Source organism: Paenibacillus sp. 01T431 (assembly GCF_056398625.1).
Genome location: NZ_JBFTPT010000002.1, coordinates 23,492 through 40,493 on the forward strand (window position 1 = coordinate 23,492; position 17,002 = coordinate 40,493).

Consider the following 17,002-nt stretch of genomic DNA (forward strand, 5'->3'; position numbering starts at 1 on the left):
GGGTATATCCTTAGACGGATATGCCCTGTTTTTATTGAAAAAGCCGTTTATTCGTTCACTCATCATGCGTAATCAAACGTATGGTTGAAATAGCAACCAATATGTTGTGAATATGCCCTGTATGGCGTGGAATCGGTTTGATACGATAGCAAAGAACGATTACGAATGAAATCGGAGGTATATGATGTATTTTTCTTTTGAGACAAACCAACGGGCGGACTGGAGCTTGTTTTCTAACGGCAATCAAGTCGCAGAGGGCATCCAGCAGGATCATCCGTCGTCTACTGAGTATCTCATGCTTCAACATGCCGCTTCTTATTGCTCAGCGGCGTCTAGGACTATTGAAAAGCTTGAGAACGGCTATTATACATTGACAGCATTGACGCAAAACAGCGGAGGGCAACAAACCTGCTATATTTTCGCGGAGGCTGTAACTGGTGAGACTCGGATAACAAGCCTTCCAGTATCATCGGAGTGGATACCTGTTATTATACGAGGCATAGAAGTAAGGGATGGAAAGTGCACCATTGGTCTCTTTACCGAAGGGAACGGCGGGAATTGGTGTAAGGTGAAATCGTTTGAGCTTGTGAAAAGTGATGAGTCCTATGAGCTGCTGAAGGGCGGGGACATTTCCGAGATGCCGCGGATTGAGGAAAACGGCGGTATTTATAAGGATAATCATGAACCGATGGACGGCCTTGAAATATTGAAAGCTTACGGGCATAACATTGTTCGGATTCGACTATATAATGATCCTGGAAACAAAGACTACTGGCCTTCGAATCAGCTGGATGCTAGAGGTTATCAGAACGAGGAAAGAACGCTCGCTTTAGTAAAAAGAGCGAAGGACATGGGATTCCAAATTCAATTCTCTTTCCATTACAGTGATTACTGGACAAATGGTTTGGCTCAGCACAAGCCCCACAACTGGGAAGGACTTTCTTTTGCGGAGCTGAGAGAAGCCTTATATCAATATACACGAGCCTTTATGACGCGTTTGGTCGAGCAAGGCACAGCTCCTGAGTATGTATCGCTTGGCAATGAAATACAAGGCGGCATGTGTTATCCCGATGGTGCTATTGCGAATTGGCCGCAGCTGGCTGAGCTTCTAAAGGCAGGTTATCAAGCGGTGAAGGAAGTATCTGAAACGAGCAAGGTCGTTATTCATTTGGACGGCGCGACTGAGGATGAGAAATACGAGCAGTTTTTTGGCAATTGCGAGCGGTATGGCGTTCCCTATGACATTATCGGACCATCCTATTATCCGTTCTGGACACAGGCATCGGTTCAGCAGCTAGTGGCCTTTTGCAATAAGCTGGTTGCCAGATTTGATAAGGATATTTTGCTCATGGAAACGGGTTTTAACTGGAGCGCAGTTACGGGGGCTGGCATGCGAGGTCAGCTTGAGAACAATGGGCCCGAGCCGTACGAGAGTACGCCAGAAGGTCAACGTGATTTCATGTATTCTCTGATGAACGGCATTAAGCAGGTAGATGGGGGAAGATGCCTTGGCGTGCTCTACTGGGACCCCGTCATGATTTATGTACCAGGCGTAGGCTGGCAGAAGGATGCTCCTAATGTGGTTGATAACACGACGCTGTTTGATTTTGAAGGAAACGCGCTGCCCTCCATGCTTGCGTACAAATATAACAATTAACGTAAACGTAAGAACTGGGATGTCGGAGTAAAAACCGATATTCTGGTTCTTTTTTTGAAAGAATAGAAATGTTGTGCGATAAAGTAGTTGTAAAAACATAACATACATTTCGATTTTACGGGTTGAATTGAATGGAATGTCCACGTATGGTGAAGAGGAAGAAAATGATATTTAAGCAGCAGCCCAAATGACATCCAGCAGAGGTGCAAAGCAATATGCCTAAAATTAATTTATTTACTAAAATCGTCGCTCTAATCATCATTATGCTGGTTCCGATTATGCTGCTCTATTTCTACTCTAATAAGACCAGCACCGACATTCTTGGCGAGGAGCTTAACAAGTCGAACACGAATCAGCTCCTATTCTTTCAGAATCAAGTCAATACAAGCATCGATTCGATGGCCCTTTGGCCTGACTTATTGATACAGGACCCCGATATTTCGTCGCTTCGCGATATTTTTACGGAAATGCCGGAGCTGAGTCTGGGCATGATTACTTTGATCAAAAGAATTCAAACGAAGCTGGCTATTCAGCAAAATTCATCGAAATGGCGAAGCAGCCTTCATATCTATTCACCGATTCTCCATAGAGATATTTCGGATAATGACGTTGTGCTTTATGACGACGCCGATTTGAAAAAAAGATTAAAGCCTGGCTGGCAAGTGAAGGCCGCTGAAAATAATGAATTTGTTTTCTCTCGTTATGCGGTAACACCGTATTCCAGTTACTTGGACCCAAGTAGCTCGAACCTGGTCATTGAGGTGCAGTTCGACAGCTCGAACATTAAAGATATGTTGGACAAGTTTAAGAGCGATGGCCGCCGAGAACCATTTTATTATTTGGAAGGCGTCGGCGTTATTTATAATCGCTCGGCAGATAAGGAACTGACGAACAACGTAATCCATTTGTTGAAGCAGCAGCCGCTTCAGGACTTGGAAAGCCGTACGATCGATTTGGGCGGGGAAAAATATTTGGTCAATATTGTGAAGTCAGAAACGATTGGTTGGCATTTGATCGATTATATTCCGATTTCCGAAATCATTCGGCCTATTCAAAAGACCAATCAATTATTTTATGTATCTTTGGCAGGCTTACTGCTGTTATGCTGCATCGCTGCTTATCTTTTATATGCGCAGGTACAGGTTCCTATTAAGCATCTCATCGTTGGGTTTCAGAAGCTGAAAAATGGTGATTATTCGGTTCGAATGAAGCCGCGCGGCAGGAGCGAGTTTGGTTTTCTTTATACGCGCTTCAACTTGATGGTCGCTCAAATTCAAGAGCTGTTTGAAACGGTATATTTGGAAAAAATTCATGTGCGGGAAGCACGTTTAAAACAGCTGCAATCACAAATTAATCCGCATTTCTTTTATAATTGTTTCTCGTTCATCTCCAGCATGGCCAAGCTCGAAAAGAATGAAGCAGTCGTTGCCATGTCGCATCATTTGTCCAACTATTACCGTTATACGACAAGGCAGGAACGCGATCTTGTTGCGATGTCAGAGGAAATTAATTTTGTGACCAGCTATTTGGAAATTCAAAAAATGCGCATGCCGCGACTGCAGTATTCGATCAGCTTGCCTGCGGATATGCGTCATCTTGAAATTCCGCCGCTGATGCTGCAGCCGCTCGTTGAGAATGCAGTTATTCATGGAATTGAGGCATGGACGGATGCATCTATTATTCAAATAACGGGAGAGTGGCATGAAGAGGGAGCACGGCTTGTTGTAGAGGATGACGGCAAGGGGATGAGCATGGAGGATATTCTTATTCTTCAGCACAAAATGCAAAATCAAATGGATGAGCAAATGGGCTGCGGGTTATGGAATGTGCATCAGCGCATGCACTTAAGATTTCGCGGATCAGCAGGGGTTAGCTTCTCATCCTCAAATCTTGGAGGTCTAAAAGTCACAATTACTTGGTCACCAAGCTAGATAAAAAAAGGGGTTTTCAAATGATTGAAATTTTATTGATTGATGATGAGTCGTATGTTACGGGAAGCTTGGAGAAGACCATTCCCTGGCTCTCCATTGGCGTAAAAAGCGTTTATCAAGCGACATCTGCCTTTGAAGCGTTGGAGCTTCTTGAAGAAAACTCGATAGATATTGTCGTTACCGATATTGCGATGCCGGAAATGAACGGGCTTGAGCTCGTTCAAGAGATCAGCCAGCGCTGGCCTAATATCAAATGCATTTTGCTTACAGGGCATTCTGATTTTCAATACGCCAAAAAGGCCGTTCAGCTGCAAGCGTTTGATTATATATTAAAGCCGGTAAATGACGATGAATTTGTGAAAACGATATCGGGAGCTATCGAAGCGCTAAAGGATGAATGGGAGCAGGCAGAGAAATATCAGCAGCTGCTGTATGATCGCAAATCTGATTTCAAGGTGCTGCGCGCCAATTTTATGGTCGACTTGGTATTAGGCAGACAGCTTTCGCCAAAGACGATTAAAGAGAAGCTGACGCAATACGAGATTTCTCTTGAGATAGAACGTCCAACCGTGATGATGCTCGTCCAACTGGGCAAACAATTTTCACATCTGGATTATAGCTCTTCCTCACTTATGGAGTTTGCCGTAGGGAATATTGCGGAGGAGTCGTTTGCTCAGCATTTCCATGTATGGCATTGCAAAGCTCCGCATGAATATTTGCTTATTATGGCGCAGCCTAAAACAGAAGCTGGCGAGAAATCAGAATTTAGTGTGGAAAGCCGCAATTTACGTAAATCGATACTTGCCGAAGCAACCAAGAAGCTTCGTACAAATGTTAGCAACTATCTCAAAGGAGATATCTCCATTGTCGTTACGGATTGGTTCGAGTTTCCAAGTGCGATTACGACTGCGTATCGTTCAGGTCTAGGAGCGATGTTCATGATTGCAAATGAAGAGCAGCACTCTATTCATTATTTGGAGGATCGCTCGGGCAAGGACAACACTTTTGTTAAATCGATGGAAAGCTTATATAAGCCGCCTACGATGATAACCTTGCTGGAGTCGAAGCGCTGGGATGCGGTAGAGCAGAAAATTAAAGATGTTTTTGCCGATTTGAAAAATACAAGATTCTCAAGAGAGCATCTATACGAGGTATACTTAGCGCTTACCAATGCTTTTATGTATATTACGCATAGACAGGGCCAATACGTATCCCAAATCAATGAGCTGGGTATCGATTTTATTTTGGATCAAACGGTTGTACTATCGCCTGATCGGCTGGAGGATTGGTCAATTGGCGTATTGCATAAGCTGCAAAGCGTGCTTTCAGTGAAGGAGGAAAGCTCCAAAAGCTTTATCGTTAAGCAGGTGCAGGAAATTGTTGCGAACAACCTTAGCTTAGATACGACTGTAAAAACGATTGCTGATCGCGTGTTTCTTCATCCGGTTTATCTCTCGAAAGTATTTAAAGCGGAAACGGGAGAAAGCTTAAGTGAATGGATCATCGGAATGAAGATGGAGCGGGCGCTTTATTTGCTGAAAAATACGAACAAAAAAATATATGAAATAACGAGTGAGCTTGGTTATCAGAATCCGCAATATTTTAGCAAAACGTTCAAAAAATATTATGGTATGACACCTCAGGAGTTTCGCGAACAGTAAAGTGGTTGTAAAAGGTGCTGATATGTTCGCTTTGTGTCATAGGCTGAAATTGCCCCTAAGCCTATAATTAAGCATGTAGAACATAATCATGAGGGGGATTACAATGAATATGAAAACAAAGAAACGGTTCACGTTCATGCTTTGTATGCTTCTAATCGTATCAGCCATCATTGGCTGCTCGAACAGCGGCAACAAGGCAGAGCCGTCGAATAAGCCAAGCGACAACACTTCCGCGGGCAATGAGGAAAACCCTTACAAAGAGAAATACGATCCGCCGGTTACGATTTCCACTGTATGGGGAGTAGACCCTGCGCTAACCTTCCGTGAGGGAGAAACGATTGAAAACAACGTGGCAACAAAATGGGCACTCGATACGCTTGGTATTAAAGTAGATTCACTTTGGTCTGTGACAGATACAAATGGAGCATTTGCAACAAAAATGCGCCTTGCGATGTCTTCAGGACAAAAAATGCCGGATGTTGCTGTCGTTGGCGACAAGCTGCTGGCACAAGATCTAATTGACTCCGGCATGTTCCAAGACGCAGGCGAGCTGTTCGATAAATATGCCGGCGAGAAATGGAAAGCGGCAATGAATCTTGATACCAGCGTATGGAATGCTTACATGCGTGATGGAAAACGAATCGGTATCCCTTTACTTGATTATGCTTACAACAACGACTATGTGCTCTGGATTCGTCAAGACTGGATGGATAAGCTTAATTTGAAAGCTCCAAAAACGATTGCTGAGCTGGAAACGGTAATGGAAGCTTTTAAAAACAATAATCCACAAGGATTGTCGCCAGAAAAAGTTGTTCCACTAAGCGTTGGCTTTAAAACGTCAATGAACACTTGGATGGGTGATCCATCGTGGGTATTTGGCGCATATGGCACACTTCCTGCACAATGGAATGTGGCAGCGGATGGAACTCTGGAATACGGTTCTACGAACGCAGGCATGAAGCAAGGTCTAATTAAACTTAAAGAATGGCGCGACAAAGGTTATATTCCGAAAGAAGCAGCACTTTGGGATGAGAATAAAACGTCTGAACCAGCTGTAGCTGGAACAGCAGGCATTATCCCTGGACCTTACTGGATGAGCGGCTGGCCGCTGCTGGATACAGCAAAAAATGCTGAAGGCGCAGTATGGAAGCCTTATGCGATTCCAACTGGTGAAGACGGTAAAGCAATGCGTCACGGCACTTCCTTTGTAAATGGCGTTATTCTGATCAATAAGGATATGAAAAATCCAGAAGCTTTCTTCACTTACGAAAACTATCTATTCGACAACCTAGCTGACCCGCAAGAAGGAAGCCCGTTCGAGCTAGGCGCTTTTGAAGGTTATGATTACGCTCTTGATGCTAGCGGCAAACCGCTGTACCTGGACGATGTTCCAGGCGGTGCCATTACGGCTCCACTACGTTACTTCATTGTACGCGACGGTGCGCGTATTCCTGATGCACAGTTTAAAGCATTGCTTAACCTAGCTGAAGGCAAAGAAGCAAAAACTTATCGCGAGAAGGAAGTTGTTGCGCAGTACGGACCGGAAACGGCGCTTGCTGCGACTGTCGTTATGGAGCAAGATGCGATTTCCAAGAAGGATATGTTTGTAGGACCTCCTACTAAAACAATGAAATCACGCATGGACTATTTGAAGAAAATTGAAGCTCAAACGTTTAACGAAATCATTTATGGCGCTAAACCGGCTGAAGCTTTTGATGAATTCGTGAAAAGCTGGAAGTCATCCGGCGGCGATGATATGACGAAAGAAGTTAATGAGTGGTATGCTAGTTTAACGAAATAAGCTTGACGAAATGCGGTCCCTGAGGGGCCGCATTTTTTTGTGTTATACAGCAAGCTAAATTCACATGTTGGATTGCAAAAGTGGTTGCATTTGTGCCATGAATGTTGGGTTTGTTAGCTACTTCAATTTTTCCGTCGCTGATATAATTTTTATATAAGGAACGCGATGCATACGTGCCGTGAAAGGCTGATTGCGTTCTGCATTTCATCCAGCGGGAGGAACAAAACATGTCTCAGCAGCAAACAATTCAACAAGATGACATTTCGGTATCTGTTGTCAAATCAAAAGGAAAACCGCTGTTTTATTACCTCATAAAACAATGGCCATTCCATCTTATGGTGCTTCCATCCCTCGTCTTTCTAATCATCTTCGCATACTTGCCAATGGGTGGACTTGTAATGGCTTTTCAGGATTATAAACCATGGCTAGGCCTGACAGGCTCGGAATGGGTTGGACTGGATCAGTTCCGCTATTTGTTCGAGAGGCAAGACAGCCTGCAGGTGATCTGGAACACGCTAATCATCGCTATTTTCAAAATGGTACTGAATCTTTTTGCTCCATTCGTATTCGCTATTCTTTTAAATGAAATTAGAAAACAGCTTGTCAAACGTTTTGTACAGACGCTAGTCTATTTGCCGCATTTTTTATCTTGGGTTATCTTGGGCGGCATTCTTACGGATCTTCTATCGACGGAAGGCGGGCTGGTGAACCGTCTCCTAACAGGAATATTCGGAATCGAGCCGATCTTCTTCCTAGGCGATGGCGACTGGTTCCGCTTCACCGTTATCCTCTCTGATGTATGGAAAGAGTTTGGCTTCGGTACCGTCGTATTCCTTGCAGCGCTCGCCAACGTTAACCCATCGCTTTACGAGGCAGCAGAGGTGGATGGCGCAAGCCGCTGGAAGCAGACGCTTCATATTACGGTTCCGTCGATGATTCCAATTGCTATTGTAGTCGGTACACTGGCGCTCGGAAACGTGCTGAATGCGGGCTTCGATCAAATTTTCAACCTTTATAATTCATTGGTTTACGCGAAGGGCGATATTATTGATACGTTTGTATACCGCACAGCTATTTTAAGCGGCGAAATGGGCTTTGGTACGGCAATCGGATTGTTTAAATCGGTGATCAGCTTTGTCTTAGTCGTTATCTCCTATCGCCTTGCTTACAAACTAGCCAATTACAGAATTTTTTAAATAATATAAGCAAGATCGCGAAACGAGTTAGCCGTCTGAGGACGCGATGGCCGTTTACGCTAGCCAAAGGAGGACCTGCCGAATGTATCATAAATCACCATCCTATCGCGTTTTCAACACGTTTAATACGATCCTATTGATCGTTCTTGCCCTGCTATGTGTGATTCCGCTGCTGCATGTGCTTGCCGTTTCGCTAAGTGCAAAGGCGGCTGCGGATGCTAATATCGTCGGTCTATGGCCAGTAGATTTCACGTTGGATGCTTACCGAAAAACGACAAGCAATCCAATCTTTCTAAACTCGATGTGGATCGCCGTTAAGAGGACGGTAATCGGAACGCTGTTGACTTTGTTGTTAGCCTTCTTGGCAGCTTATCCGCTATCCAAAGAAAACACCGCATTCCGCGGCAGAAATATTTATGCATGGCTGTTCGTATTCACGATGCTCTTCAACGGGGGACTTGTCCCTTTTTATATGGTCATTCAAAAGATTGGCCTTATGGACAACTTTTGGGTGCTCGTGCTTCCAGGAGCGGTTAATGTCTTCTTAACGATCCTTATGCTCAACTTTTTCCGCGGAGTACCCAAGGAGCTGGAGGAAGCAGCGCTCATTGATGGAGCAGGACATTTCCGTACTTTGTTCAGCATCTATCTACCCGTTTCTTTGCCGGCCATTGCAACGCTCGCTTTGTTCAGCATGGTCTTTCATTGGAATTCATGGTTTGACGGCTTGCTTTATATCGGAGATCCAAAGCGCTATCCGCTGGCCACATTCCTTCAAACGGTTATCATCCAGCGCGATATGAGCTCGATGAGCATGAACCCAGCTGATTTAGCGCTAATCTCACAAAAAACAGTGAAATCAGCCCAAATCTTCATCGGCGCTCTCCCGATACTTATCGTATATCCATTCCTCCAAAAGTTTTTTGTCAAAGGATTGGTAATGGGTTCAGTAAAAGAGTAATCGAGTAAACACAACATGCACTCACATCCCACCAAAACAGAGGGGCTGTTTCAAACGTAGATTTATCTACGCTAGGAACAGCCCCTCTGTATTTCTGTGTTTTATTGATGAAGTTTAAGCAGAGCGACGCGATTGCCAACTCTAACGAACCCAGTAGCTCTTATTCAAACGTTTCGTACTAGATTAATAATCTAACGAACCTCAGTATCGTTATTTCGGGAAAAGTAACACATATCACCCCAAATAACATGAGATAACGTCCCTAGGGTTCGTTAGAACTTTAGCAAAGTAGTTTTCAGCCAAATAAGCATCAAACAGTTCCTTAAAGAAGTAATCAGCGGGTTATGCTCTCAAAGTAAAGCGTGTCCCAAAGGGACGAAAGCGTTCCAACGCAAACGCAGCAAACGAGCGCATGGTTAGCTTTAACGTTAGTCCAATTGCGGGTGTCCAGAGGGCGCAGCCCTTGGGGCCCTCCCTTGGAAGGGAGGGTTTGGGTGGGTTCGAAACGCCTTTGAAGGTTTGGTTATTGTATTTAAGTAATCAGCGGGTTATACACCCAAAGTAAAGCGTGTCCCAAAGGGACGAAAGCGTTCCAACGCAAACGCAGCAAACAAGTGTATGGCTAGCTCTGACGTTAGTCCAATTGCGGGTGTCCAGAGGGCGCAGCCCTTGGGGCCCTCCCTTGGAAGGGAGGGATTGGGAGGGTTCGAAACGCCTTTGAAGGTTTGGTTATTGTATTTAAGTAATCAGCGGGTTATGCACCCAAAGTAAAGCGTGTCCCAAAGGGACGAAAGCGTTCCAACACAAACGCAGCAAACGAGCGCATGTTTAGCTTTAACGTTAGTCCAATTGCTGGTGTCCAGAGGGCGCAGCCCTTGGGGCCCTCCCTTGGAAGGGAGGGTTTGGGTGGGTTCGAAACGCCTTGGAGGTTTGGTTATTGTATTTAAGTAATCAGCGAATTATACACCCAAAGTAAAGCGTGTCCCAAAGGGACGAAAGCGTTCCAACGCAAACGCAGCAAAAGAGCGCATGGCTAGCTTTAGCGTTAGTCCAATTGCGGGTGTCCAGAGGGCGCAGCCCCTGGGGCCCTCCCTTGGAAGGGAGGGTTTGGGTGGGTTCGAAACGCCTTGAAGGTTTGGTTATTGTATTTAAGTAATCAGCGAATTATACACCCAAAGTAAAGCGTGTCCCAAAGGGACGAAAGCGTTCCAACGCAAACGCAGCAAACGAGCGCATGTTTAGCATTAACGTTAGTCCAATTGCGGGTGTCCAGAGGGCGCAGCCCTTGGGGCCCTCCCTTGGAAGGGAGGGTTTGGGAGGGTTCGAAACGCTTTTGAAGTTTGGTTAACAAGTAATCAGCGGGTTATGCACCCAAAGTAAAGCGTGTCCCAAAGGGACGAAAGCGTTCCAACGCAAACGCAGCAAAAGAGCGCATGGCTAGCTTTAGCGTTAGTCCAATTGCGGGTGTCCAGAGGGCGCAGCCCTTGGGGCCCTCCCTTGGAAGGGAGGGTTTGGGTGGGTTCGAAATGTCTTTGAAGCTGCGGAAAAAGCCTTTGAAGGTCTGGTAGAAGCCTCTAAAGGTTTGGTTCCTCCCTCTAATGGTTTGGTTGTCTCAAAGAACTTCTCTTCTTCGAACGCACAGCTTCAACTAGCTCATGAATGAGATAGGCTGCATATATCGTGATAAACGCCATAATGAAGTAACCGTATCGTTCAAACGTAATAAATGGCAGTGATGTAAATATGAAATATAAAATGGTTATTATCAATATAGATAGTTCTTTGCGTTTGCTTTTAAAAATAACGGTCATGAGCAACCCAATTACTCCGAGCAATAGCAGCACGTAGTGATATACGCCCACGATGGGTTTCGAAATATGAAGTACGGGCTTCCAATAATAAGGTACTTTGACCATATCGACTACCCGATCAACGGTGTAATGTTTAATATAACGATTGCGATCCGTTTCAAATCCATAGTTTCTAATTTTTTTGGCAAGCTCAGCTTGAATTTCATTGGATTCGATGGCATCTTTCGCCTCGCCTAACCGCGTAAAATCCTCTTTGAATTTCTCTTCTGCACCAGCAGGATATCTCCAATCGATCATAGCTCCTAATACAGATGGATTGCCGGACGAGAGCGTGAGCGGAATAAACTTATCAAATACGACAGCATTTCTGATCCACCAAGGGGAAATGCAAATTAATATTACAGCAGATACAACAATAGCAGGTTTAATAATCTCTTTTATTTTATATCCTCGAACTAGCATGTAGATTAAAAATACGACCGGAAGGAGTGCAAAGTTTGGCCTTGCATATATCCCGATACTTAAACTTACTGCTGCAATGGCGAACCAACTCAATTTCTTTTTATCTACAGCTACAATTCCGGTATAAATAAACAGCCATAAAAACAACTGCCCAAAGGCTTCCGTTAAAATCAAATTTGCTGCCATATAGTTAGGTGCATATAGCGCAAACAGTAGGATTGCTATTACACCAATTCGTTCATGGAAAAATCGTCGACAAACTTGATAAAGAAGAATCATCGTTCCTGCCATCATTAAAACTTGAAGAATGCGGAATGCAGTAATTCCCTGCCAATATCCAAATATCTTCATACAAAATGCCAACACCATCGTAAGGGCAGGCATAATAAATACAGTCGAATCTTCTACTTTGTGATAAGTAAATGTACCTTCATTAAGCAATGTCTCGGCACTTCGTATATATTTTACATCATCGTTATTATATTCTTCGAAATTGCCTAAATACATATCGCTGCCTTGCTGAAACGTTATGAATGTTCCTATTGCAATGAAAAACACAACAACAGCTGCTAAAATAATACGGTATAAAAGTGCCTCATTGCCTACTTTTTGAAAAATTTTCATTTCATTGCCCCGCTTTTCATGATTTATAACACTTATAAATAATAATGTGACCTCAAGCTTTGTGTCTAATGGGTCTATTTGGGTTAAACGAGTTCTTTCAAGTTACAACCATTCCTATCATTCCTAGTTTTTATTCTGCTGCTCACCTTTCGCTTATATTAACTCCATTATAACGTGTATCATATGAAAAATGTTCCAATCCGTTGGAAGAAAAATGGATTAGTATATTTGCTGTCTATAAACGTTCGTACAGTTGCACTTGTTCATCCTGTCATAAAGTAAGCTGAGGTGAACTTTTGTGTATAAGAAAAAGTATGCAAGTCGCAATATAAGAGGAAAACTGCGGGTCTGCAAATACTTATGTGCGAATAAAAAATTGAAGCGGTATGTACCGAATACGGTATCATTCAGCCGTGAGCACTTGCAGATGATGCTAAACCGTCATAACACCGTTTATGTCAAGCCAGATATTGGCTCACTCGGTTTGGGCATATTTAAGCTGAAACGGGTGAATTCGGGTTATGAGCTTTATTCAATCGTTAAGAAAAAACAAATACAAAAATTTTATCATTCCGTTTCCGAAGCTTATTCGCAAATAAAGAAAATGAAATCGAGTAAGCTCATTATTCAAAAAGGAATATCATTGGATCGCGTGGATGGATGTCCCTACGATATTCGAGCGATGGTTCAGCGGAAGCCGGAAGGCAAGTGGGTTTGTACGGGTTTAATGGTAAAGGTAGGAGCTCGCCATAAAATCGTAACGAACTATTATCAAGGCGGAGCAATCTATTCGATGAAAAAACTTGGAGAAAGGCAAGGACTTTCTATTGAAGCAACTGATAAGCGGATCAGCAGACTAAGCAAGGTGGCCTTGCGAATATCACGGACATTAAGTAAAAAACGATCGGGTATGCACGAGCTTGGCATCGACTTTGCATATGATCAGAAGCAGCAGTTATGGGTTCTTGAGGTGAATTCCAATCATCCGCAATTTCATCCTCTTAAAAAGCTTGATCCTTCGGCCTATAAAAAAATGAAACATTTTGCTGCCAGCTACGGAAGGCGCGATGCAAAATGAAAAAAAATGTAAAGCAGATCGAGACGATTTCTCGATCTGCTTTTTTTATACTTATTAATGATTGCGCTTACTCCAATGATTGAAAAGTATCATTTTTAGTTGTTCAGATAGCTATTAGTGCGTTTATGATCGCGATAGAATACTAGTAGAACAACTAGAGCAAGGGGGATTGAGTAGTGGCGCAACTATCCGTTAATGAAGAACTATTAAAAAAACCAAAACCTAAAACTAAAAATGCGTTTCTGCGTTTCGTAAAACAATGGGACATTCAAATGATGGTATTGCCGGCATTGTTACTAATCATCGTGTTTAGTTACATCCCAATGTACGGTATATTGATGGCATTTCAAGACTACAGCATCTTCAAAGGTTTTATGGCAAGCGAATGGGTTGGATTAAAACATTTTGACATGTTCTTCAGCTCCCCGGAGTTTTTCAAGGTCATGCGAAATACGGTTATTATCAGCTTGTTGAAATTTTTCATTGGATTCCCGGCACCGATTTTGCTGGCGCTTATGCTTAACGAAGTGAAAAACTTAATGTTTAAGCGGCTGGTTCAAACGGTAAGTTACCTGCCTCACTTTATGTCATGGGTAATCGTTGCGGGACTGATTATGTCGATGCTGTCCACGGACAATGGAAGCATTAACATCGTACTTGAGAAAATGAACTTTATCGATGAACCGATCAACTTTCTATCACTTCCAGAATTATTCTGGTCCATCCTCGTTTCGACTGGGGTATGGAAGGAAATTGGATTTGGCTCTATCGTCTATCTAGCAGCAATAGCAAGTATTGATCCTAGCATGTATGAAGCAGCATCTATGGATGGTGCGAGTAAATTCAAACAAATCTTTTTGATCACATTGCCTTCGATCATGCCGGTTGTCCTTATCTTCATGATTCTGGCGATTGGTAATCTACTCAATGCAGGTTTCGAAGACATTCTATTGCTTGCTGTAAACCCTGTACTCAGGGACGTGTCAGATGTTATCGATACGTACGTTTATCGAGTCGGGATACAAAGCTCTAGATACTCATACGCAACAGCGGTTGGATTGTTCAAAGCCGTTATCAGCGTAGGACTTTTGACAATGGCGAACTTTCTGGCACGCAGGGCCGGCAGCAGCTTGTGGTAAACTATACAATTAGCCCGGAAAGGCGGATGATGCAGTGATCAGGCTCAGTTTTGGAGACCGCGTGATGACGGTGACCATCTACATCTTACTAACGTTACTAGCTTTTATGACCTTTTATCCATTCTGGAATGCACTTGTCATATCCTTCAACAGCGGAATAGACACCTCCATGGGGGGCGTAACCTTTTGGCCGCGTGATTGGACTTTAGAAAACTACGGTATCGTATTCAAGGATGAACGATTGGTAACTGCGTTTCTGGTTTCGATCAGTCGGACGGTTGTCGGTACAATCGCATCCATATTTATAACGGCATTATTCGCCTATGGCCTCTCGAAGAAAGAATTGATGGGCCGCAAGTTTTACATGATCTTGTGTATCATTACGATGTACTTCAGTGGTGGACTTATTCCTTCTTTCTTGCTCATTCGTGAGCTTCACTTAATGAATACATTCTGGGTATTCATTATTCCAACACTAGTCAGCGTTTGGAACATGATCATCTTCCGCACATTCTTCCAAGGCTTGCCTGCAGGGCTTGAGGAATCGGCGAAAATCGATGGAAGCGGCAACTGGGGTATCTTCTTCCGCATTGTTGTTCCACTCTCTGGTCCCGTTATTGCAACGTTGTCGCTTTTCACGGCTGTTTTTCATTGGAATGATTGGTTTGGTCCAAGTATCTACATCACCAATGAGAAGCTGCTTCCTATACAAACGATGCTTAAGCAGATTTTGAACTCTAATATCGTATCGGATCAAATGTCACAGCTAGATTCTGCAGCGCAAGGGCAGTTAGCCAAAATGAGAACGGTAACGAGCAAATCGTTGTCTATGGCAACGATGATGGTTGCCACGATTCCTATCATTATGGTGTATCCATTCGTTCAGAAATATTTCGTTAAAGGTGTTCTTGTTGGATCATTGAAAGAGTAGCAGGCAGTTTAAGACATGTGGTTTAGAGCGAAAGCTTTGAACATATAAAAATGAGCTTGAAAGGGGATAATAAACAGATGAAAAAAAGAAAACTACTCGTCCCAATCGTCTCTGCATTTATGGCCGTTTCTTTAATGGCAGGCTGTAGCGGTAATTCCGGTAAAACAGAAAACGGAGAAACAGGAAGCAAGCCGGAGGAAAATAGCGGCAATAAGCCGGCATCAGTTTATGAACTTGGCAAGGAGCAGCTTGATTTCACCCTTTATGGCCATTATGACTGGTACACTATGCCAGCATGGGGCGGCGACATTACGAGTACTTGGATTAGAGATACAAAGAAAGTAAACGTAAAACCAATCCACTCCGGTGGTGCGGCTCCACAAAAGCTGAATACGATGATCGCGACTGGCGAGCTTCCTGATGCGATCTGGCTAGAGCGCGTTGATGTTGAGAAATTGCGCACAGCTGATCTGCTTGTTCCATTCGATGACTATCTTGATAAATATCCGAACTTGAAAAAATGGTTGGGCGATGAAGGCATCAACATGCTTCGTTCAGAAGATGGCAAGCTTTATCAATTCCCTAACTGGTATACAAAACAACCTAACGGCAACTCTGGTTATGTTGTAAACAAAAAAATCTACACAGAGCTTGGTTCACCTAAGCTTGAAACAACAGATGATCTGTACAGCTACTTGAAGCTGGTTAAAGAAAAATATCCGAATGTTGTTCCTTACGAGCCGCATTTAGCAAAAGATGGACAAGGCCTTGATGTTTTGTACTCTGCATTCAAAGAAAACGATCAGAAGTTCCCAGGTATGCGTGCTGTACCTAACGGCGACAAGCTGACTTCAATCTTCCTTGACCCTGAGTACCGTGAAGCAATGCAATACACTTCCAAGCTGTTCCGTGAAAAATTGATTACGCAAGATGCAATGACACAAACCGTTGACCAAATTACTGAAAAAGTAATGACTGGCCGTGTAGCAGTATTTGCATCAGCAAGCCCGACTGAAATTGCAATGCAAGCTCATGCTGAGCTTACGAAAAACGATCCAGAAGCTGGATATTTCATGATCTGGCCGATTCACAAAGAAGGCGTTGACAAAAACAAAGTATTCCCTGGTACGTATGGTATGTTAGGCTGGAACGTAACGGTTATTACGAAAAGCGCTAAAAACCCAGAAGCAATCTTCGCTTTCTATGACTGGTTGACTGGTCCTGAAGGACAAAGCGCTTTGATGTGGGGACCTCCAGGAATCTATTGGGATGGCGTAGAAGCTGACGGCGAAACTCCGAAGTTCACAGAAAAATACACTTCTGATGCAGGCGGTCTTGGTAAGCTTCAAGCGATTACAACGAACCTTAACTGGGTTGGTAACACAGTATTCCTAGATACAACAAAAGCTAAATTTGAAGAGTCGTTGCCAGTTGAGCAACAAAACTGGTCTACTCGTTACCAACGTGAAATTACGTGGAAAACGCAATCCAATGCAACAGAATTCATTAACATCGATCCACAACCGGATACAGAAGAAGGTATCATCCGTCAACGTATCGAGGACTTGTTCCTAGAAGTTAGAGCAAAAGCATTGTTCGCGAAAAATGATGCTGAAGTACTAGCTGTTCTTGATAAAGGCGAAAAAGATGCTCAAGCTGCTGGTTATGATAAATTGCTAGCTTTCAAAACAGAAAAATGGCAAGCTAACCTTGCAAAAATGAAAGCTGAATAAGCCATAGCTTTTCGTAA

Annotated in this window: 11 protein-coding genes; 10 read left to right on the top strand and 1 reads right to left on the bottom strand. The window is 43.5% G+C overall.

The window, feature by feature from the left end; genetic code table 11:
• The first annotated feature begins 181 nt into the window (after window positions 1-181).
• The 6 genes from AC1DM9_RS02715 to AC1DM9_RS02740 all read left to right on the top strand — a co-directional run bounded on the left by AC1DM9_RS02715 (window position 182) and on the right by AC1DM9_RS02740 (window position 9,207).
• The gene (locus tag AC1DM9_RS02715) at window positions 182-1,657 is read left to right on the top strand and encodes a glycoside hydrolase family 53 protein (RefSeq protein WP_477578409.1); all 1,476 of its coding nucleotides are present in this window, start codon (window positions 182-184) and stop codon (window positions 1,655-1,657) included.
• A 215-nt stretch (window positions 1,658-1,872) separates the two neighbouring features.
• Window positions 1,873-3,588 carry a sensor histidine kinase gene (locus AC1DM9_RS02720; protein ID WP_076267448.1) on the top strand — a complete coding sequence of 572 codons (1,716 nt, stop codon included), beginning with the start codon at window positions 1,873-1,875 and terminating at the stop codon, window positions 3,586-3,588.
• A gap of 20 nt (window positions 3,589-3,608) precedes the next feature.
• Window positions 3,609-5,249 carry a response regulator transcription factor gene (locus AC1DM9_RS02725; protein WP_477578412.1) on the top strand — a complete coding sequence of 547 codons (1,641 nt, stop codon included), beginning with the start codon at window positions 3,609-3,611 and terminating at the stop codon, window positions 5,247-5,249.
• A 103-nt stretch (window positions 5,250-5,352) separates the two neighbouring features.
• Complete coding sequence (locus AC1DM9_RS02730) at window positions 5,353-7,050, top strand: type 2 periplasmic-binding domain-containing protein (RefSeq protein ID WP_477578414.1); 1,698 nt, start codon at window positions 5,353-5,355, stop codon at window positions 7,048-7,050.
• 335 nt (window positions 7,051-7,385) lie between these two features.
• A complete protein-coding gene (locus tag AC1DM9_RS02735; RefSeq protein WP_076267739.1) occupies window positions 7,386-8,246 on the top strand; it encodes an ABC transporter permease in 861 nt (286 codons plus the stop codon).
• Between the two features lie 82 nt (window positions 8,247-8,328).
• Complete coding sequence (locus AC1DM9_RS02740; RefSeq protein ID WP_477578416.1) at window positions 8,329-9,207, top strand: carbohydrate ABC transporter permease; 879 nt, start codon at window positions 8,329-8,331, stop codon at window positions 9,205-9,207.
• 1,595 nt (window positions 9,208-10,802) lie between these two features.
• On the opposite strand, the gene AC1DM9_RS02745 is transcribed toward AC1DM9_RS02740, so the two are convergent.
• Entirely contained in the window at window positions 10,803-12,104 is a 1,302-nt protein-coding gene (locus tag AC1DM9_RS02745) for a glycosyltransferase family 39 protein (protein WP_477509081.1), read from the bottom strand.
• Between the two features lie 298 nt (window positions 12,105-12,402).
• Between AC1DM9_RS02745 and AC1DM9_RS02750 the strand changes: the two genes are divergently transcribed.
• From AC1DM9_RS02750 to AC1DM9_RS02765, 4 genes are all read left to right on the top strand, one after another.
• On the top strand, window positions 12,403-13,182 hold the full coding sequence (locus AC1DM9_RS02750; protein ID WP_477509080.1) for a YheC/YheD family protein: 780 nt from the start codon (window positions 12,403-12,405) through the stop codon (window positions 13,180-13,182).
• Window positions 13,183-13,358: 176 nt separating this feature from the next.
• Window positions 13,359-14,321 carry an ABC transporter permease gene (locus tag AC1DM9_RS02755; protein WP_477550961.1) on the top strand — a complete coding sequence of 321 codons (963 nt, stop codon included), beginning with the start codon at window positions 13,359-13,361 and terminating at the stop codon, window positions 14,319-14,321.
• 34 nt (window positions 14,322-14,355) lie between these two features.
• Window positions 14,356-15,252: a carbohydrate ABC transporter permease gene (locus AC1DM9_RS02760; protein ID WP_076267455.1), complete on the top strand. Its 897-nt coding sequence runs from the start codon at window positions 14,356-14,358 to the stop codon at window positions 15,250-15,252.
• Window positions 15,253-15,329: 77 nt separating this feature from the next.
• Complete coding sequence (locus AC1DM9_RS02765) at window positions 15,330-16,985, top strand: extracellular solute-binding protein (protein WP_339204532.1); 1,656 nt, start codon at window positions 15,330-15,332, stop codon at window positions 16,983-16,985.
• Window positions 16,986-17,002: the final 17 nt, after the last annotated feature.

Bases quoted from the DNA above. Each gene is read 5' to 3' on its own strand.
- AC1DM9_RS02740 (WP_477578416.1), top strand. From the start codon at position 8,329: ATGTATCATAAATCACCATCCTATCGCGTTTTCAACACGTTTAATACG.
- AC1DM9_RS02735 (WP_076267739.1), top strand. From the start codon at position 7,386: ATGGTGCTTCCATCCCTCGTCTTTCTAATCATCTTCGCATACTTGCCA.
- AC1DM9_RS02725 (WP_477578412.1), top strand. From the start codon at position 3,609: ATGATTGAAATTTTATTGATTGATGATGAGTCGTATGTTACGGGAAGC.
- AC1DM9_RS02730 (WP_477578414.1), top strand. From the start codon at position 5,353: ATGAATATGAAAACAAAGAAACGGTTCACGTTCATGCTTTGTATGCTT.
- AC1DM9_RS02720 (WP_076267448.1), top strand. From the start codon at position 1,873: ATGCCTAAAATTAATTTATTTACTAAAATCGTCGCTCTAATCATCATT.
- AC1DM9_RS02715 (WP_477578409.1), top strand. From the start codon at position 182: ATGATGTATTTTTCTTTTGAGACAAACCAACGGGCGGACTGGAGCTTG.
- AC1DM9_RS02745 (WP_477509081.1), bottom strand. From the start codon at position 12,104: ATGAAAATTTTTCAAAAAGTAGGCAATGAGGCACTTTTATACCGTATT.
- AC1DM9_RS02765 (WP_339204532.1), top strand. From the start codon at position 15,330: ATGAAAAAAAGAAAACTACTCGTCCCAATCGTCTCTGCATTTATGGCC.